The sequence below is a fragment of the Paracoccus sanguinis genome (assembly GCF_900106665.1).
In the GTDB taxonomy this organism is placed as follows: Bacteria; Pseudomonadota; Alphaproteobacteria; order Rhodobacterales; family Rhodobacteraceae; genus Paracoccus; species Paracoccus panacisoli.
The window spans coordinates 438,856-456,765 of the sequence record NZ_FNNA01000001.1; the positions used below are offsets into that span (position 1 = coordinate 438,856).

Here is a 17,910-nt window from a genome sequence, read left to right on the forward strand (position 1 = left end):
CGTCATCGTTCGGGTGGGGTCAAGCCGCCGCTTACGCCTCGAGCGCGCGGCGCAGCAGGTCGATGTCCTCGCTGAGGCTGCGGTCCTCGCCGCGCAATTCCTCGATCTTGCGCACGCCGTGCATGATCGTGGTGTGGTCGCGGCCGCCGAAGCGCCGCCCGATCTCGGGCAGCGAACGCGAGGTCATCTGCTTGGCCAGATACATGGCGATCTGCCGCGGCCGGGCCAGCGTGCGGACCCGCTTGGGCCCCACGAGGTCCGACAGGCGGATGTTGTAGTGCTCGGCCACCTTGCGCTGGATCTCCTCGACCGAGACCTTGCGGTCCGAGGCGCGCAGGATGTCGGCGAGACACTCCTGCGTCATGTCGAGGTCGATCTCGCGCCCCATCAGGCTGGCGAAGGCGAAGAGCCGCTGCAGCGCGCCCTCGAGCACCCGCACGTTCGAGGTGATGCGGTGGGCGAGGAACTCGAGCACGCCGTTCCCGAGCACGAGGCCGGGGTAGGTCTGGCGGAACTGCTCGGTCTTGGATTGCAGGATCGACAGCCGCAGCTCGTAGTCGGTGGGGTGCAGATCGACGATCAGCCCGCAGGAGAGGCGCGACTTGATCCGCTCCTCAAGATCCTTGATCTCGCCCGGCGCGCGGTCGGCCGAGATGACGATCTGCTTGCCCTGATCGACCAGCGCGTTGAACGTGTGGAAGAATTCTTCCTGCGTCGAGTCCTTGCCGGCGATGAACTGGACGTCATCGACCATCAGCACGTCGACGGTGCGGAACAGTTCCTTGAAGTCCATGACGGTGCGCTCGCGCAGCGCCTGGACGAAGCGGTACATGAATTGCTCGGCCGAGAGATAGAGGATGCGCGCGCCCTCGTCGCGGACCCGGCGCTCGGCGGCGATGGCGTGCATGAGGTGGGTCTTGCCGAGCCCGACGCCGCCATAGAGGAACAGCGGGTTGAAGGTCACGGGGCCGCCCTCGGCCACCCGGCGGGCGGCGGCGTGGGCGAGCTCGTTCGGCTTGCCGACGACGAAGTTGTCGAAGGTGAAACGGGTGTCGAGCGGCGCCGACATCTCGTCCTCGCGCAGCGGGCCGCGGGCGCGGACGGGCGCGGCAGCGGGGGCCGTTGCAGCGGCGGGCGCGGCGTTGGCCGCCGGCGCGGCGCGGCGCGCGGGGGCGGGGGCGGCGGCGACGGTGAAGGTCACGCGTTCGACCGGGGCACCCTGCCGGACAAGCGCCTCGACGATCGGGCGAGCATAGTGGCGCGACACCCAGTCCGAGAGGAACCGGGTCGGGCAGACGATGTCGGCTGCACCGGAATCGATGGCCCGCAGGCTCAGCGGGGCCAGCCAGGTCATGTAGTTGTTGGCCCCGACCTGCGCCTCGAGTTCGGGCCGCGCCCCCGCCCACAGCTTGTCCATTCGTCCGTCCCTCGTGTCCCCATCCCCGCCGGGAACGCCGGCGGGCCAGTGCAACAGCGCCATGACAGGAAACGGCAACAGATCGGACGTCCGCCGCAATCAAGCGGCGACAGAGGCCCGGGGGCCCCGACCGATCTGTCCCGGGTCGTCCGCGGCCGGTGGCAGCCGGCGCGGACAGCCGCGGCGCCGCGAAACCCTGCGTTGGGCAGGCTTCGGGCCGCGCGCTGCGTCCGGGCGGGGCGGCGGCAGCTGGCCTCTCCCGGACGGTTCTTCCCTGTCACGACGTGAATCGCTTCCGAGACGCTAGCGCCAAGCGCGACGGCCCCGCAACCGAACTATGAACTTGACAGCACCTTTGTGGGGCGAATCTGCCACTATGCCGCAGTAGGCATAATACACATAAAATACAGCAGCTTGCCCGAACGGGCGATGCTGCGGATGCGAAAGGGCGCGGCCGCCGGATGCGGTCCGCGCCCCTGTGCGGCGGGCGATGCCGGGCGGCCCGAGGGGCGCCGCGGCGGCGCCGGATCAGGCCTGCGAAAGGGCTTTCACCCGCGACGCCAGGCGCGAGATCTTGCGCGAGGCGGTGTTCTTGTGGATCACGCCCTTGGTCACGCCGCGCATCAGCTCGGGCTGGGCCGCGGTCAGCGCCTCGGCCGCGACCTTCGCGTCGCCGCCGGCGATCGCTTCCTCGACCTTGCGGATGAAGGTGCGGATGCGCGAGCGGCGCGCCTTGTTCACGGCGGTGCGGCGTTCGGTCTGGCGGGCGCGTTTCTTGGACTGGGGCGTGTTGGCCATGAGGATCAGCTTTCGGGTCTGTTGCGTTCAAATCTCGTCGTCATCGCGCAAACCGCGACCTGCCGCCCGGTCCCCGAAGGGACAGGCGGTCATGGTTCATGCCTTAAGCGGGCCCACGCGCATGTCAGGGGGCGCCTATAGACGAGACGCCCCGCCAAGGGAAGCCCGAATCGCCCCCCGCCCTGCCCGGCCCGGCCCCGGCCTCAGCGGTCGCGGAACTGCGCCTCGCGCTTTTCGGCGAAGGCGCTCATCCCCTCGGCCTGGTCCTCGGTGGCGAAGAGCGCGTGGAAGGCCCGGCGCTCGAACAGAAGCCCCTCGCGCAGGGTCGTCTCGAAGGCGCGGTTCACCGTCTCCTTGGCGACCTGGGTGGCGATGGCGGACTTGGCGGCAATCTTGCGGGCCGCGCCCATCGCCTCGTCCATCAGCTTGTCGGCGGGCACCACGCGGCTGACCAGTCCCGAGCGCTCGGCCTCGGCCGCGTCCATGAAGCGGCCGGTCAGGTTCATGTCCATCGCCTTCGACTTGCCGACGAAGCGGGTCAGGCGCTGGGTGCCGCCGATCCCGGCGATGACGCCGAGGTTGATCTCGGGCTGGCCAAACTTGGCGGTCTCGGAGGCGATGATGAAGTCGCACATCATGGCGAGCTCGCATCCCCCGCCCAGCGCATAGCCCGAGACGGCGGCGATGATCGGCTTGCGGATGCGGTTGATCTGGTCGATCTCGCCCCCGAAGAGGTCGCCCATCAGCACGTCCACATAGGACTTGTCGGCCATCTCCTTGATGTCGGCGCCGGCGGCAAAGGCCTTTTCGCTGCCGGTCAGCACGATGCAGCGCACGGCCGGATCGGCGTCCGCGGCCGTCAGCGCCGCCGCCAGCTCACCGATGAGCGGGGCGTTGAGCGCGTTGAGCGCCTCGGGACGGTTCAGCCGGACCAGCGCGACACGGTCGGCGATCTCGACGAGGATGGTCTGGTAGGCCATGCGGGTTCCCCCCTTGCTGTGCTTGAGCCGGTGCTAGCAAAGCCCGGGCAAGGGGGGAAGTGGGCGGCGCGGGGCGCGGCGATGGCGGGGGTCAGTGCTGGCAGGTGGGGCAGTACCAGGTCGAGCGCCCGGACTGGACGATCCGCCGCACCGTGCCCGCGCAGCCCGGCCGCGCGCACGGCTGCCCCTCGCGGTCATAGACGCGGAAGCTGTGCTGGAAATACCCCAGCTCACCCGACGCCTGCCGGTGGTCGCGCAGGCTCGACCCGCCGGCGGCGATCGCCTCGACCAGCACCGCGCGGATGGCCGCGTGCAGGGCCACAAGCCGCGCCGGGCCGATCCGGCCCGCGGCCCTGAGCGGGTGGATGCCGGCCCGGAACAGCGCCTCGCACACATAGATGTTGCCCAGCCCCGCGACGATCCGCTGGTCGAGAAGCGCCGCCTTGACCGGCATCCGCCGGCCCCGGAACGCCGCCGCGAGCACCGCCGGGGTGAAATCGTCGGAGAGCGGCTCGGGGCCGAGGCTGGCCAGCAGCGGATGTGCCTCGCCCGGCCTCACGAGATCGACCGCGCCGAACCGCCGGGCGTCGTTCAGCGTGACGGTCACCCCGGCTTCGGTCGTCAGGATCAGGTGGTCGTGCTGGGGCAGGATCGCCGGGTCGTAGTGAAAGCTGCCGAGCGCCGCGCCCTCGACCCGCACCCGCCCCGACATCCCGAGGTGGACGAGCAGGCTCGGCCCCCGGTCGAGATCGGCCAGCAGGTACTTCGAGCGCCGGCGCAGATCGGTCACCCGCGCCCCGGTCAGCACCTGCACCAGATCCTCGGGCATCTTCCAGCGCAGGTCGGGGCGGCGCTGCTCGACCCGCGCGATGCGCTGGCCGGTCAGATGCGGCGCGAGGCCGCGCCGGACGGTTTCCACCTCTGGCAGTTCTGGCATTTCCCCCCCATCCGCTGCATGGTGCCGCCCGACCCGCAGGGCCGCGCCCTTCGCGCCCCGCCGCATGGACCGAGAGCTATGACCGACGACCGCCCGACACAATCCGCCGCGCCCGCGACGCCTCCCTCCGGCGACGGGGCGGACGACGCGCGCGCGCGGCAGACCCATTTCGGCTTCCGCGACGTCCCCGAGGGCGACAAGGCGGGGCTCGTTCACGGGGTGTTCTCGCGCGTCGCCTCGAAATACGACGTGATGAACGACCTGATGAGCGTCGGCGTCCACCGGCTGTGGAAGCAGGCGATGATGGACTGGCTCGCGCCCCGCGACGGGCAGGCGCTGCTCGACGTGGCCGGCGGGACCGGCGACATCGCGTTCCGGTTTCTCGACCGCGCGCCGGGGGCACGGGTAACCGTCTGCGACATGACCGAATCGATGCTGGTCGAGGGGCGCAAGCGCGCCGAGGCGGGCCGCCTGGCCGACCGGCTGGCCTGGGTCACGGGCGACGCGATGGCGCTGCCCTTCGCGGATGCGGGCTTCGACCGCTACACGATCAGCTTCGGCATCCGCAACGTCACCCGGATCGAGGCGGCGCTGGCCGAGGCCTACCGGGTGCTGCGGCCCGGCGGGCGGCTGATGGTGCTCGAGTTCAGCCAGCTGCCGGTGCCGGCGCTGCAATGGGCCTATGACCGCTACTCCTTCAACGTGATCCCGCCGCTGGGGCAGCTGGTGGCGAGCGACCGCGACTCCTATCAGTATCTCGTCGAGTCGATCCGCCGGTTCCCGGATCAGGAGCGCTTTGCCCAGATGATCCGCGACGCAGGCTTCGGGCAGGTCGCCTATCGCAACCTCTCGATGGGGATCGCGGCGCTGCATTCGGGGTGGAAGCTGTGAGCGCCGTGCCGGCCGGGGGCGCCCCGGACCACGGCCGAGCGGGGGTTTTCCACCCCCGCACCCCCGGAGGATATTTGCGTCCAGCCCGAGGCGGCTGCCGGGCGCGGGGCCTGCGGGCACGGGGCCGCGGCTGATGCGCGGGCCCCACAACATCTGGCGGCTGATCCGCACCGGCGCCACCTTCCAGCGCACCGGCGCGATGGGCGCGGCGCTCGACGCGCTCAGCGCGCCGCCGCGGGTGCGGGCCGCCGCGCGGATCATGGGCTGGCCCTTCGCCTGGCTCGGCTATGCGGGCGACCCCGCCCTGCCCCCGGTGACCCGCGCGATCACGGCGCTGGGGCCGGCCTACATCAAGTTTGGGCAGATCCTCTCGACCCGCCCCGACGTGGTCGGGACCGGCATGGCCGAGCAGCTCAGGATGCTGCAGGACCGTCTGCCGCCCTTCCCGACCGCCGAGGCCCGCGCGCTGGTCCAGTCCGAGCTGGGCGCGCCGGTCGAGACGCTGTTCAGCGCGTTTTCCGAACCGGTCGCGGCGGCCTCGATCGCCCAGGTCCACGAGGCGCGGCGCGCCGACGACGGGGCGCGGGTCGCGGTCAAGGTGCTGCGCCCGGGGATCGAGGCGGCCTTCCGGCGCGACATCGACGCCTTCCACCTCGCCGCGGGGATGATCGAGCGGCTGTCGCCCGGCAGCCGCCGGCTGAGGCCCCGCGACGTGGTGGCGCATTTCGAATCGGTGGTGTTGGGCGAGCTGGACCTGCGGCTCGAGGCCGCTTCGGCCTCGGAGTTCGCCGAGAACACGCGCGGCGACGCGGGGCTGTCGGTGCCGCTGCCGCACTGGACGCTGAGCGCGCGGCGGGTGATGACCAGCGACTGGGCCGACGGCATCCCGATGGCCGAGGTCGACGCCATCGCCGCCGCCGGCCACGACCGCCATGCCCTGGCCGAGCGGCTGATCCAACTGTTCCTGAACCACGCGCTGCGCGACGGGTTCTTTCACGCCGACATGCATCAGGGGAACCTGCGGGTGGCGCCGAACGGCGACATCGTGGCCTTCGATTTCGGGATCATGGGCGAGATCGACGAATACACCCGCCGGGTCTATGCCGAGATCATCTACGGCTTCATCCAGCGTGATTATCACCGCGTCGCGCGGGTGCATTTCGAGGCCGGCTACGTCCCCCCCGACCGCGACATGGCCCAGTTCGCGCGCGCACTGCGCTCGGTCGGCGAGCCAATCTTCGGCGCGGACGCTTCGCGCATCTCGATGGCGAACCTGCTCGCGTATCTCTTCGAGGTCACCGAGCGGTTCGGGATGGCGACGCGCACCGAGCTGATCCTGCTGCAGCGCACGATGGTGGTGGTGGAGGGCGTCGCTCGAAGCCTCGATCCGCAGATCAACATGTGGGCGGCGGCTCGCCCGGTGGTCGAGCGCTACATCCGCGACAACCTCGGCCCCCGCGCGGCGGCCCGCGACGGCCTGCGGGCGCTGCAGGCGCTGGGGCGGCACGGGCCGCTGCTGCCGGAACTCGTGGACCGCCAGATCGACCGCCTGTCTCGCCCCGCCCCCCCCGCGGTGGTTGTCGAGCGCTCCCGCCCGGGCGAGGCGGTCTGGGCAGTCGTATTGCTTGGGCTGGGTGTGCTGGTCGGGCTGGCGCTGGGGTAGCGCCGGGACTGGCGCGCGCGTTCTCTTAGGCCGGCCCGGTTCGCCAGGGGGTCAACGGATGTCGAGCCCCCCAAAGACGACGACAGCTAAACCCAGACATAAACTGGCGAGCGTTGCCCGACTGCAGCTCGCCGATCGCGTTTCTCAGTCATTGCGCTAGCTCTCTCACCAGCGCAGTGCGCGGCTCCGCCCGCGTCTATTCGGCCGTCTTTTACTTGAGCTGCGTAAGCTTACGCCCCCATGAAAGCGCCCGCGACCTCACCCAAGCAACGCCAGCGCGGCGTTATATGACGACTGGGTTCCTGTCGCACCACCCGCGCGGACCAAGAATCGCGTCAGCAGTTTCTCCACGCTGGCCGAATCTGAGAAAGCGCTGACCGACGAACTGCCGGTCACCCGCTGAGTTCGCTCGGCGAGTTCGTCCGCCTGCCGGTCGATCGGCAGCTTGCCGAACTCCTTGCCCAGCCCCAACGCGCCTTCGAACACCTTGCGCAGTGGCATCGAACCCAGAATGCTGAACCACTTCCCGCGGTCCGTCGCTCCAGACGCCGCAAGCAACGGCAACTCCCGCTGAGCATTCATAGCCAGCCGCAGATTGCCGTCGGCAGTGCCGACCCGCCGCTCCAACTCAGCCGCCACGTGGCGCTCGGTGACCGTCGCAACCAGCCCGGTCGCCCGCTTGCCGCCGGCGCCGAAGCCAAACGCCTCCGCCATCGTCCGATATCGTTTGTCGCCGAGCCGGTTCGCCAAGCTCCGCGGATCGGACAGATCCGATTCGAGCACCTTGCGGATAAAGAACCGCTTGCTCGCGTCCGCCTCGAGGCCGTAGGCGCTCAGCGCGGTGCGCAACAGCCGAGTGTCGCCGACCAGCTGCTCCGCCGACGTCACGCTGGCCATCCGCTTGCGGAAATGCTCGTTGTCGCGTGCGATCGCCGGGTCGCGGGCGATGATCCCGCGCTGGAGCGTTGCGGTCCGGGACAGGATCTTCCACCCCGCGTAACCGCCTGCACCGACGACCGGCTGATAGCTCATGAGAGCTGCGCGAACAGTCGCGCCTCTCGGCCGAGAAGACCACGCAGTCGGCGCAGCGCCTGGTAGACGTTCCCGGCAGCCACATCCGCCGTCGCACCGTCAAGCGCGGCCCGGCTGTCCCGGTCGTCGAAGACCTGCGAGAGCTGCTCGATCCCCCGCATGAGGTCGCGCCGGCCGGGTTCGGCCTCCGCGTCCCCCGACAGGATCATCTGGGCCGCAAAGCAGACCCGGGCCACCGGGGTGGCAACGTCGTCGGGGTGAATCGCCTCCTTCAGTCGCAGGATGTTGGCGTTAGGGGTACGGATCGCGATCCGTGCCCGCCGATCACCGTTCTCGATCACGGCGCCGTTGATCAGGACCCGCTCACCCGGAGCGAGCTTGAGGATGAGGCCGCTCATGCCGCAACCTCTCCGCGCAGACCCTTCATGATCGCCAGGTTGACGTCGATCATCGCGGCGGGCTCGGCGTGGCCGGCAATGGCCCGGTGCGACTGGCGGATGGAAAAGATGGCGAGCGACAGGAGCCGCGCCTTCAGGTCATCGGGCAGATCGTTGCCGTCGTCCGCCAGATCCGCGGCGAGGGTCGACCACAGGTCGGCATTCACGGCGGCGGCGCGGGCGAGCGACATCTCGCCCCGGCTGGCGCGCTGAAGATCGCGCGTCACTCTTGAGAAGGCGTCGTATTCCACGTCTCGGTGCGAACGTACGGTGTTGAAACCGGCGCCGCGGGCAAAGTTGCCTGGGGCTTGCATGGTCAAGGGGGCGCTCCCTTCAAGCTGCGTGGGGGAAGGCCGGGGCGACTATGCCGCCCCGGCCGGTGTCATCAGCCGCGGAACAGCGCGAGGATGTTCTGCGGCGCCTTGTTGGCGATCGACAGCGACTGGATCCCCAGCTGCTGCTGGGTCTGCAGCGCCTGCAGGCGGGCAGAGGTTTCTTCCATGTCGGCATCGACCAGCGCACCGATGCCGGTCTTCAGCGAGTCCCCGAGCTTCGACAGGAACTCGGTCTGCATCTCGATCCTGCGGCCCACCGAGCCAAAGGAGGCCGCGGAGGTCGCCGCGGTCGAGATCATCGCGTCGATCGCGCCGAGCGCCGCCCGGGCGTTGACCTCGGTGCTCACCGACAGCGTCGCCAGTCCACCGAGGGCACCGGCCCCCGCGTTGGAGAACTGTGCTGTCACCCGCAGGTCAGTGGTGCCCGTGTTGGTGATGTTCAGCTCACCCGGGGCGCCCTGGTCGTAATCCACGCCGACCCCGGCGATCCCAAGCTTCTCGATCGCCGACTTCAGACCGACGGCGACGATGTCGGCGGGCGAGGAGGCGGCGGCATCCTCGGTCGTCAGCGTATAGCTGGCGACCTTGTCACCGATCGTCACCGAGATCCGGTCACCCGCGGCGAGCGTCGCGGCACCGTCGATCGTGATGGCCTTGCCCGCGGTGTCGCCCGCATTGAGGAAGAACGCCGCGGTATCGCCAGCGCCCGATGCCCCTTCGGACCCCGCCAGCGCTGCCTTGCTGACATAGCCGCCGGTCGAAAGGTTCGACCCCGCGACGGTGATGCTGGACGAGGTCGACCCACTGGCCGAGCGGTCGATCGCCGAGAGGAAGTCGACCGTGGCGGTCGACCCATCGAGCAGGTTCATGCCGTTGACCTGCGACGATTTCACGACGCCGTCGATCTGCTTCTTCAGGTTGGTGACGTCGTCCTGCAGCTTGCCGCGATCGGCCGAGGTCTGCGCGGTGATGATCGTGTCGCGCATCTTCTTGAGCAGGGCGGTAACCTGCTCGGCGCCCTCGCGGGCAGTGCCGACGGCCGCGCCCCCCATCGACAGGCTCGACGAGATGGCCTTGAAGCCGCTGACATCGGCCTCCATGACCTGCGAGATCGCCCAGACGGCCGCGTTGTCCTTCGCCGTCGCGACCGACTTGCCGGTCGAGATCTCGTCCTGGGTCTTCGCCATGGCCGAGTTGATGCCCTTGAGGGTCTGCAGCGCGACCATTGCGCCGTTGTTGGTCAGAATGCTGGACATTGTGTCCTCCTGCAATTCGGGCGTCGTTCCGGCGCCCGGGTTTCACGAAAGGCGGCCATTCTGACCAGCGGGTTTTCCCCGGCATCGTCTGATGCAGTTCCCGGTTTAACCGGCAACAGCTAACGAATACTGAATCGCGCCATTGAAACCAGAGCTGCAATAGACCGGATTTTCATCAAAACTTCTGGCTCGCTTCGACGAGTGAGGTGGAGACGCGCTGGCGCCCCCCGCGATCATAGACGTCGAGACCCCCGTGGCCCTGCGCCAGCTCCTCAAGCCAGCCGCGCGCCGCGTCGATGCCGCTCAAGGCTGCCTGGGCCAGCCGGGACAGGCGCTCGAGTGCGCGCGTGCACTCCCCTTGCTCGGCCGGCTCCAACGGTCGCCGCTCGACCGACCGATGAAATCTGGTCAGCAGAGCCTCGGCCTCGGACGGATCACCCTCTATCATGGCCATGCAGGCCGCCTCGATCAGTCCTACCCGGTCAACCATCCGTGCGTGCCCCCCTTGCGCCCAGCCCGAGTTCCAGCCGTTCCGCCATGGCATCGGCATATTGATCGATCAGGAAGGACGCGAATTGCGATTCGCCGACTCCGCCTGAGAAGGCACCGCGGCGTTCGGCCGGCATTGCAATCTTGAGCATCTCGGACAGGAAAGCCGCCTCGAGCTTGTCAGCGAATTTCGTCGGCGCTGGCCGCACTGTCGGACTATTCATCGGAAATTCGATCATCGACACGCTCCGTTAAGAATGGATATTTTTACATCCTAAACGGTGGCGGTAAATATTTGGTAACCCGAAGCCGGTAATGATCGAGACATCGATTCGTTCGGGGTGGTTGCCGTGACACCGATTGCGTTAATGACGACGCTGCCCTCTGCTCCTGCAGCCGCCCCATTCCGCGCTGCGCCGAAAGCAGCCGAGGCTGGCTTTTCAGCGGTGCTTGCCGCGCTCGAGGGCGTCTTTGCCGCGAGCGTGGGTGATCAGCGTTCCGGCGATCAGCAGGTGGAGCGGGAAGCTGAGGACGCAAACGCTGGAGAACCATCCGCGGTGCTGGGCGAGGATGATGTCCCCGCGGAGTTTCAGAACGACGCGGACGTCGAAGATTGCCTCGGGCTTCAGGCCGACGCGGTGCCTGCGGGTTGTGTCACGTTGCTGGCCGCAGTTGGTCCGCTAGGCCCAGCCCTGCCTGTGCTTCGACCGCCGTTGGGCGGCGTCCCCACTCCGGAGGAGGCAAGTTTTGCCCGGACGTCCGAGATGCAAGAAAGGGACGCCAAGACGTTACCCCCCTTCTCGGGAGCGACCGGAAACTCCAAAGTTCGTGTCGGAGACATCGACGAAAAAGTAGCGATGTCGTCTGCGCGTCACGGCGTTGCCCGGGCGGATTCTCCCCCTCAACCCGACACTATCTCGTCTGCCGCCGATGCTCTTCCGCCCCGCGGGGGAGCATCGCGTCCCGGAAAACAGGCATTATCGCCTCCAAGCGATGTCACGAAGCCGCATGCGGCGGAGGGTCAAATTTCACCCGACCAATTGGAATGCCCGAGTCCTAGGCATTTGATACTTCCAGTCGTCGCCTCCCACGACAGCGGTCCGACGCACCGCGTACGATCGGAAAGTGCTATCGGAGCGATCGCCCAATGTCCCCCCGGGGCGCTCAAGCCTCTCTTTGCGGAGGCCGCTCCCATAGAACGCCCGACTGAGCAAGTCCTACCTCGGTCGTCGGACGACGCAGTCTCGGTATCCGCGCAGCAGGCACCGGTGTCCGACCGGTCGTCGCCACCGGGAGTGCAGACTGTCTCGGTACCCCATCTAAAAGGGTCCGCCACCCCCTCCCTTGAGGTATCATCGGCGGCCAACAGGATCGCCCCATTGGCAAAGGGGGCGCGGTCGCCCTTGGCCGACTCACCCGTTCGCGCTGGGGAGTCGCGCACGCTTGAGCCTGTCCCCCTCACACACCTGAACTCTCCCGCTGCAGCGTCGACTCCCACCTCAACGCCACTTGCAGTGTCTGCGCCTCCCACGCGGCTCGCGACGGAGACCGAGAGGGCGCCGATCAAAGCGGCTATGTCACAGGTGTATGACGCTCCTGCTCCCATACGCTCGCATACAGTGACGACCGCTAACCAGCCGCCGCCCGTCCAACGCTCGGACGGCGAACATTCGGTTTCGACCGCTAGCGACCGCGACGAGCCGTCTGGCGGCAGCGAGCTTGCAATGCAGGACCGGAGCAGTGTTGCCGCTCTGCTGAGGGGGCTGCCAGCCACGACGCCCACGGTTGCGGCGATCCCCGTTACTGGCGATTTCGCCGGGCCGAAAAGCGTTCCGCTGGCCGAGCCGATTCGCCAGATTGCCGATGCCATTGTTCGGACCCGCGAAGGAGTCGTTGAGATCACGCTCGATCCGATCGAACTGGGCCGCGTAACAGTAACCCTCGCGATGGACCGCCATCAGTCATTGGGGATCGTTGCCGAGCGCCCTGCAACGCTCGAGCTGATCCGCGGCCACACCGACCAACTCCTGCGCGACCTGCGCGATCACGGGATGCCGGACGCGCGTCTCGACTTCCTCCGCGGTCCCGATGGCCCCTCCGCGGAGCGCCACCTCCCCCCGCCCGCGCGGGCGGGCATCGACGACGGGCGGACGGGATCGAACCTCGCGGGCGGGCAGGGCTCCGGCAATCAGCCCTCGGGCGGGTCGAGCGACCATAACCAGTCGCAGCGACCGCCGGTCTACGACCGATCTCGGACGGAATCACTGGACACCGTAGCGCAAACCGGGCCCGCGAGCGCCGACACCACCCCGGCGCTGCGTGCCCGGGGCAGCGGGCGCCTCGACCTGCGATTATGATCGGATCGAAGAAGCTCGTCAGCGAAAGCTGAAACTTCCGCCGGCACCGGACCCACTTGCCGGTCTTCCCCCATCCACGCAACCCGCCGGACACCGCATGACCCAACTGCTCTCAGGCCTGCCGACCGTCTCCACCACAACCGCGGCGCGGCCGCTTCTTCCCGGCCCCGCCACGGGCTACCCCGCGGCGTCTGAATTTGCGGCCGCTCTTGACCAAAGCCCCCTCGCCGCCAATGCCACTTCGACGTTCGACCCTTACGGGAGCGGGGACATCATGCCTAAAGCCACCCCCGCCCGGCGTCTGATGAGCGCGAATGCGCCGAGTTCAGCCACAGGCACAGCGGCCGCTGCGCCCGACATCGCCGAGCCGGCGCCGGACGCCGGGGTCACGGGGTCGGGGTTCGCTGGCGGGGATTTCCAGACCTTTCTCAAGATGCTGACCACGCAGATCAAGAACCAGGACCCTCTCAACCCGATGGAGGGCTCGGATTTCGCCGTCCAGCTGGCGACCTTCTCGGGGGTTGAGCAGCAAGCGCGCACCAACCAGTTGCTCGAACAGATGACGGCGGCGCGGGCGGAGGGGCTGGGCAGCGTCGCAGGCTGGATCGGTAAGGAGGTCCGCACGACGGCCCCCGTCTGGCACGGCGGCGATCCGCTGCGGCTGGACGTCCGCCCGGCAGAGGACGCCACCTCGGTCCAAATCGTGGCGCTCGACCGATATGGACGCGAGGCCGCGCGCGAGACGCTTCCCGCCCAGCCGGGCGAGATCACCTGGTCCGGCCGCGCGGCGGATGGAACGGCACTGCCCCCCGGACCCTACAGCTTCAAGCTGGTCAGCCTGCGCGGGGCTGACATCGTGAAGACGGCGCCAGTCGGGGCCTACGCGCGGGTCACGGGCGCCGAGCTGACCTCGCAGGGGCTGCGGCTGACGCTGCCCGGTGGCGCGAGCGCGCTCGAAAGCGAGGTGACGGCGCTGCGTGATCCAGCGTGACGCGCGAGTACGTTGCGGGAGAAGGCGTAAAGCAGCGAAGCTGGAAACGCGCCCGGCGGTGATGTGGGTGCGACTTCTACAGGGCGGCGAGAGAGTGTCGAGGCTGTTAAGCCGTCGTCTCGGTGCAGCGAGACCACGACGTCGGCGGAATCACTGCGCTGCAATGGGATCGCTGGGCAGGTCGCTGATCGGGCCATGCATTAAGTCGCCACGTATGCCGCGCTGCTACTCGACGCATGGAAGCTTCGCTCGCCCCCGCAGCGAGCGAGTTGGCTGCTTTTGAAGCGGCCGAGCGCCGCGCTTGCATCGCTCCGATCCAAGGCCCCTTGTTGGCGCTAGCCAAGCAGCAGTCCATCGGGTCAACTGCTCGCTTGCGACCGAAAAGGCTGTACGCTTGATTGGATTAATATCGGTGTCCCAACCAGCGATCTCTTCCTGCCAGCGCCAACCAATTCGCCACGCTATGGGTGCTGCTGGTCCGATCAGGATGAGCCGATATGCCGGCGTCCTACGAAAGTTGTGGGCCGTCTTCGATCAGTGCGCCACGTGCCTCTCGCAATGTGTGCTGGGTGTCCGGACAAGGGTATTCCTCAAAGTTCACCGCGGATTGCAGCCGCTCTCAGGCTACCCAAGCCCGCGCGGGGAGCCGGTCTAGGAGACTAGACTGCCGTGTCGCTGGCGGAGGCAAGGCGCAAGGCGGGAGCGATCCGGGCTGACGAAAAACGCGCAGTCTGCACAGTGACCCGTGCGTCGTGACCGTGACCAATCGGTCGTCCGCGTCATCCTGGAGTTCAGGCGCGACACGCGCTCCTCCACCAAACACCCGCTCGCGACACCACGCCACGGCACCCCTCGCCCGGCCGCGCCGCCCAGACTCACGAAAGATCCCCTGCCCACCCCGCCCCGCCCACCCCACCCTTGCGCCCGAACCCGCGCCGACTATAACCCCGGACGATTTGCACACCGACGATCCGAGGGGCCGCCATGCCGAAACGTACAGACATCTCCTCGATCCTGATCATCGGCGCAGGGCCCATTGTCATCGGCCAGGCCTGCGAGTTCGACTACTCCGGCGCCCAGGCCTGCAAGGCGCTGCGCGAAGAGGGGTACCGCGTCATCCTCGTCAACTCGAACCCGGCCACCATCATGACCGACCCCGAGATGGCCGACGCGACCTACATCGAGCCGATCACCCCCGAGATCGTCGAAAAGATCATCGCCGCCGAGCGGCCGGATGCGCTGCTGCCCACGATGGGCGGGCAGACCGCGCTCAACACCGCGCTGGCGCTGGCCGATGCGGGGGTGCTGCACAAGTATGATGTCGAGCTGATCGGCGCCCAGCGGGCCGCCATCGAGATGGCCGAGGACCGCAAGCTCTTCCGCGAGGCGATGGACCGGATCGGGCTGGAAAACCCGCGCGCCACCATCGTCAGCGCGCCGAAGCGGCCCGACGGTAAATACGACATCGCCGCCGGCGTGGCCGAGGCGATGACGGCGCTGGACGAGATCGGCCTGCCCGCGATCATTCGCCCCGCCTTCACGCTCGGCGGCACCGGCGGCGGGGTCGCCTACAACCGCGACGACTATGAGGCGATCGTCCGCTCGGGTCTCGACGCGAGCCCCGTCGCGCAGGTGCTCGTCGACGAAAGCCTGCTCGGCTGGAAGGAATACGAGTTCGAGGTCGTGCGCGACCGTGCCGACAATGCCATCATCGTCTGCTCGATCGAGAACGTCGACCCGATGGGCGTCCACACCGGCGATTCGATCACCGTGGCCCCGGCCCTGACGCTGACCGACCGCGAGTATCAGCGGATGCGGAACGGCTCGATCGCGGTCCTGCGCGAGATCGGGGTCGAGACCGGCGGATCGAACGTGCAGTGGGCGGTGAACCCCGCCGACGGTCGCATGGTGGTGATCGAGATGAACCCGCGGGTCAGCCGCTCTTCGGCGCTCGCCTCCAAGGCCACCGGCTTCCCGATCGCCAAGATCGCCGCCAAGCTCGCCGTCGGCTACACGCTCGACGAACTCGACAACGACATCACCCGCGTGACGCCGGCCAGCTTCGAGCCGTCCATCGACTACGTCGTGACCAAGATCCCCCGCTTCGCCTTCGAGAAGTTTCCCGGCTCGAAGCCCGAGCTGACCACCGCGATGAAGTCGGTGGGCGAGGTCATGGCCATCGGCCGCACCTTCCACGAATCTCTGCAAAAGGCGCTCGCGTCGATGGAGAACGGGCTGACCGGCCTCGACGAGATCGCGATCCCCGGCGCCACCGAAGAGGGCAAGCCCGCCTTCATCCGCGCCCTGAGCCAGGCCACCCCCGACCGCATCCGCGTCATCGCCGAGGCGATGCGCGCCGACCTCACCGACGACGAGATCGCCCGCGTCACCCGCTTCGACCCGTGGTTCCTCGCCCGCATCCGCGAGATCGTGGACGCCGAGCACGAGGTCCGCCACCGGGGCCTGCCCGACGCCGACGGCCTGCGCCGCCTCAAGATGATGGGCTTCACCGACGCCCGCCTCGCCCATCTTGCGGGGCAGGACGAAACCCAGATCCGCCGCGCCCGCCGCGGCGCCGGCGTGACCCCGGTTTTCAAGCGCATCGACACCTGCGCCGCCGAGTTCGAGGCCCAGACCCCCTATATGTATTCCACCTACGAAGCCCCGGCGATGGGCGACGTGGAATGCGAGGCCCGCCCCTCGGACCGCAAGAAGGTCGTCATCCTCGGCGGCGGCCCGAACCGCATCGGCCAGGGGATCGAGTTCGACTATTGCTGCTGCCACGCCTGCTTTGCCCTGACCGCGGCGGGGTATGAGACGATCATGGTCAACTGCAACCCCGAGACCGTCTCGACCGACTATGACACCTCGGACCGCCTCTATTTCGAGCCGCTGACCCTCGAGCACGTGCTCGAGATCCTGCGCGTCGAGCAGGAGAACGGCACGCTGCACGGCGTCATCGTCCAGTTCGGCGGCCAGACCCCCCTCAAGCTCGCCAACGCGCTCGAGGCCGAGGGCATCCCGATCCTCGGCACCACCCCCGACGCCATCGACCTCGCCGAGGACCGCGAGCGCTTCCAGCGCCTCCTCAACGACCTCGGCCTCAAGCAGCCCGTCAACGGCATCGCCCACTCCCCCGACGAGGCGCGCGAGATCGCCGCCCGCGTCGGCTTCCCCCTCGTGATCCGCCCGAGCTACGTCCTCGGCGGCCGCGCGATGGAGATTGTGCGCGACATGGACCACCTCGACCGCTACATCACCCACGCGGTCCAGGTCTCGGGCAAGAACCCCGTGCTGCTCGACAGTTACCTCTCGGGCGCGATCGAGGTCGACGTCGACGCCCTCTCGGACGGCGAAACCGTCCACGTCTGCGGGATCATGGAACATATCGAGGAAGCCGGCGTCCACTCGGGCGACAGCGCCTGCTCGCTGCCGCCGCACACGCTTGACGCCGCCACCATCGCCGAGCTGAAGCGCCAGACCGAGGCGATGGCCCGCGCGCTCAACGTCGTCGGGCTGATGAACGTGCAGTTCGCGATCAAGGACGGCGCGATCTACGTGCTCGAGGTCAACCCGCGCGCCTCGCGCACGGTGCCCTTCGTCGCCAAGGCCACCGATTCGGCCATCGCCTCGATCGCCGCCCGGCTGATGGCGGGTGAGCCGCTGTCGGCCTTCCCCCACCGCGCCCCCTACCCCGCGGGCGTCGGCCCCGACACGCCGCTGCCCTACGCCGACCCGCTGACGCTGGCCGACCCGATCACGCCGTGGTTCTCGGTCAAGGAGGTCGTGCTGCCCTTCGCCCGCTTCCCCGGCGTCGACACGCTGCTGGGCCCCGAGATGCGCTCGACCGGCGAGGTGATGGGCTGGGACCGCAACTTCCCGCGCGCCTTCCTCAAGGCCCAGATGGGGGCGGGGACGCATCTGCCCGAGGGCGGCCGCGTCTTCGTCTCGGTCCGCGACACCGACAAGACGTCCGAGATGGCCGCCGCGATGCGCGACCTCGCCGCGATGGGATTCGCGCTGGTGGCGACCGCCGGGACGGCGGATTTCCTGTCCGCGCAAGGGGTTGCGGCCGAGCGCGTGAACAAGGTCTACGAGGGCCGCCCGAACATCGTCGACCGGCTGAAGAACGGCGACGTTGCGATGGTGCTGAACACCACCGAAGGCACCCAGGCCATCGCCGATTCCCGCGACATCCGCTCGGTGGCGCTGTACGACAAGATTCCCTACTTCACCACGGCCGCCGGAGCGATCGCCGCCGTGGCCGCGATCCGCTCACGCGAGGAGGGGGACGTGGGGGTCAGGACGTTGCAGGGGTGAGGGGGTT

At 68.6% G+C, this 17,910-nt stretch carries 15 protein-coding genes; 5 read left to right on the plus strand and 10 right to left on the minus strand.

Annotated elements, in window-relative coordinates; translation table 11 throughout:
* Positions 1-31 precede the first annotated feature (31 nt).
* From dnaA to mutM, 4 genes are all read right to left on the minus strand, one after another.
* Complete coding sequence (dnaA, locus tag BLW17_RS02195; RefSeq protein WP_052176177.1) at positions 32-1,417, minus strand: chromosomal replication initiator protein DnaA; 1,386 nt, start codon at positions 1,415-1,417, stop codon at positions 32-34.
* Between the two features lie 528 nt (positions 1,418-1,945).
* Positions 1,946-2,215 (minus strand): 30S ribosomal protein S20, encoded by a 270-nt coding sequence (gene rpsT, locus BLW17_RS02200; protein WP_036705905.1) that lies wholly within the window; start codon positions 2,213-2,215, stop codon positions 1,946-1,948.
* Between the two features lie 203 nt (positions 2,216-2,418).
* Positions 2,419-3,195: an enoyl-CoA hydratase gene (locus BLW17_RS02205; RefSeq protein WP_036731204.1), complete on the minus strand. Its 777-nt coding sequence runs from the start codon at positions 3,193-3,195 to the stop codon at positions 2,419-2,421.
* Between the two features lie 91 nt (positions 3,196-3,286).
* On the minus strand, positions 3,287-4,132 hold the full coding sequence (gene mutM, locus BLW17_RS02210) for a bifunctional DNA-formamidopyrimidine glycosylase/DNA-(apurinic or apyrimidinic site) lyase (protein WP_036731202.1): 846 nt from the start codon (positions 4,130-4,132) through the stop codon (positions 3,287-3,289).
* 78 nt (positions 4,133-4,210) lie between these two features.
* On the opposite strand from mutM, the gene ubiE reads away from it, so the two are divergent.
* Both ubiE and ubiB read left to right on the plus strand, forming a co-directional pair.
* Positions 4,211-5,023 (plus strand): bifunctional demethylmenaquinone methyltransferase/2-methoxy-6-polyprenyl-1,4-benzoquinol methylase UbiE, encoded by an 813-nt coding sequence (gene ubiE / locus BLW17_RS02215; protein WP_052176176.1) that lies wholly within the window; start codon positions 4,211-4,213, stop codon positions 5,021-5,023.
* A 133-nt stretch (positions 5,024-5,156) separates the two neighbouring features.
* Positions 5,157-6,686, plus strand: coding sequence for a 2-polyprenylphenol 6-hydroxylase (ubiB, locus tag BLW17_RS02220; RefSeq protein WP_036731200.1), 1,530 nt, complete (start codon positions 5,157-5,159; stop codon positions 6,684-6,686).
* Positions 6,687-6,944: 258 nt separating this feature from the next.
* On the opposite strand, the gene BLW17_RS02225 is transcribed toward ubiB, so the two are convergent.
* The 6 genes from BLW17_RS02225 to BLW17_RS02250 form a co-directional block, all read right to left on the minus strand.
* Positions 6,945-7,718 carry a DUF1217 domain-containing protein gene (locus tag BLW17_RS02225; RefSeq protein WP_036731197.1) on the minus strand — a complete coding sequence of 258 codons (774 nt, stop codon included), beginning with the start codon at positions 7,716-7,718 and terminating at the stop codon, positions 6,945-6,947.
* Positions 7,715-8,116 carry a flagellar biosynthesis repressor FlbT gene (gene flbT, locus BLW17_RS02230; protein WP_036731196.1) on the minus strand — a complete coding sequence of 134 codons (402 nt, stop codon included), beginning with the start codon at positions 8,114-8,116 and terminating at the stop codon, positions 7,715-7,717. The genes BLW17_RS02225 and flbT overlap by 4 nt, the downstream gene beginning before the upstream one ends.
* Positions 8,113-8,469 carry a flagellar biosynthesis regulator FlaF gene (locus BLW17_RS02235; RefSeq protein ID WP_074826014.1) on the minus strand — a complete coding sequence of 119 codons (357 nt, stop codon included), beginning with the start codon at positions 8,467-8,469 and terminating at the stop codon, positions 8,113-8,115. The genes flbT and BLW17_RS02235 overlap by 4 nt, the downstream gene beginning before the upstream one ends.
* A 71-nt stretch (positions 8,470-8,540) precedes the next feature.
* A complete protein-coding gene (locus BLW17_RS02240; RefSeq protein ID WP_036731195.1) occupies positions 8,541-9,746 on the minus strand; it encodes a flagellin in 1,206 nt (401 codons plus the stop codon).
* Between the two features lie 175 nt (positions 9,747-9,921).
* Positions 9,922-10,200 (minus strand): hypothetical protein, encoded by a 279-nt coding sequence (locus BLW17_RS02245; RefSeq protein ID WP_139305888.1) that lies wholly within the window; start codon positions 10,198-10,200, stop codon positions 9,922-9,924.
* 28 nt (positions 10,201-10,228) lie between these two features.
* Positions 10,229-10,474 (minus strand): rod-binding protein, encoded by a 246-nt coding sequence (locus BLW17_RS02250; RefSeq protein WP_036731191.1) that lies wholly within the window; start codon positions 10,472-10,474, stop codon positions 10,229-10,231.
* A 1,380-nt stretch (positions 10,475-11,854) separates the two neighbouring features.
* On the opposite strand from BLW17_RS02250, the gene BLW17_RS18020 reads away from it, so the two are divergent.
* The 3 genes from BLW17_RS18020 to carB all read left to right on the plus strand — a co-directional run bounded on the left by BLW17_RS18020 (position 11,855) and on the right by carB (position 17,903).
* Positions 11,855-12,592 (plus strand): flagellar hook-length control protein FliK, encoded by a 738-nt coding sequence (locus BLW17_RS18020; protein WP_211656921.1) that lies wholly within the window; start codon positions 11,855-11,857, stop codon positions 12,590-12,592.
* Between the two features lie 97 nt (positions 12,593-12,689).
* Positions 12,690-13,583 (plus strand): flagellar hook capping FlgD N-terminal domain-containing protein, encoded by an 894-nt coding sequence (locus BLW17_RS02260; protein ID WP_231572712.1) that lies wholly within the window; start codon positions 12,690-12,692, stop codon positions 13,581-13,583.
* Between the two features lie 984 nt (positions 13,584-14,567).
* Complete coding sequence (carB, locus tag BLW17_RS02265) at positions 14,568-17,903, plus strand: carbamoyl-phosphate synthase large subunit (protein WP_074826024.1); 3,336 nt, start codon at positions 14,568-14,570, stop codon at positions 17,901-17,903.
* The last annotated feature ends 7 nt before the right edge of the window (positions 17,904-17,910 follow it).

What these genes read in the sequence shown, in the direction of transcription:
- ubiB (WP_036731200.1), top strand. Translation starts at nt 5,157, where the DNA reads ATGCGCGGGCCCCACAACATCTGGCGGCTGATCCGCACCGGCGCCACC.
- BLW17_RS02250 (WP_036731191.1), bottom strand. Translation starts at nt 10,474, where the DNA reads ATGATCGAATTTCCGATGAATAGTCCGACAGTGCGGCCAGCGCCGACG.
- BLW17_RS02245 (WP_139305888.1), bottom strand. Translation starts at nt 10,200, where the DNA reads ATGGCCATGATAGAGGGTGATCCGTCCGAGGCCGAGGCTCTGCTGACC.
- rpsT (WP_036705905.1), bottom strand. Translation starts at nt 2,215, where the DNA reads ATGGCCAACACGCCCCAGTCCAAGAAACGCGCCCGCCAGACCGAACGC.
- BLW17_RS02240 (WP_036731195.1), bottom strand. Translation starts at nt 9,746, where the DNA reads ATGTCCAGCATTCTGACCAACAACGGCGCAATGGTCGCGCTGCAGACC.
- dnaA (WP_052176177.1), bottom strand. Translation starts at nt 1,417, where the DNA reads ATGGACAAGCTGTGGGCGGGGGCGCGGCCCGAACTCGAGGCGCAGGTC.
- ubiE (WP_052176176.1), top strand. Translation starts at nt 4,211, where the DNA reads ATGACCGACGACCGCCCGACACAATCCGCCGCGCCCGCGACGCCTCCC.
- BLW17_RS02225 (WP_036731197.1), bottom strand. Translation starts at nt 7,718, where the DNA reads ATGAGCTATCAGCCGGTCGTCGGTGCAGGCGGTTACGCGGGGTGGAAG.
- mutM (WP_036731202.1), bottom strand. Translation starts at nt 4,132, where the DNA reads ATGCCAGAACTGCCAGAGGTGGAAACCGTCCGGCGCGGCCTCGCGCCG.
- BLW17_RS02260 (WP_231572712.1), top strand. Translation starts at nt 12,690, where the DNA reads ATGACCCAACTGCTCTCAGGCCTGCCGACCGTCTCCACCACAACCGCG.
- carB (WP_074826024.1), top strand. Translation starts at nt 14,568, where the DNA reads ATGCCGAAACGTACAGACATCTCCTCGATCCTGATCATCGGCGCAGGG.
- BLW17_RS02205 (WP_036731204.1), bottom strand. Translation starts at nt 3,195, where the DNA reads ATGGCCTACCAGACCATCCTCGTCGAGATCGCCGACCGTGTCGCGCTG.
- BLW17_RS02235 (WP_074826014.1), bottom strand. Translation starts at nt 8,469, where the DNA reads ATGCAAGCCCCAGGCAACTTTGCCCGCGGCGCCGGTTTCAACACCGTA.
- flbT (WP_036731196.1), bottom strand. Translation starts at nt 8,116, where the DNA reads ATGAGCGGCCTCATCCTCAAGCTCGCTCCGGGTGAGCGGGTCCTGATC.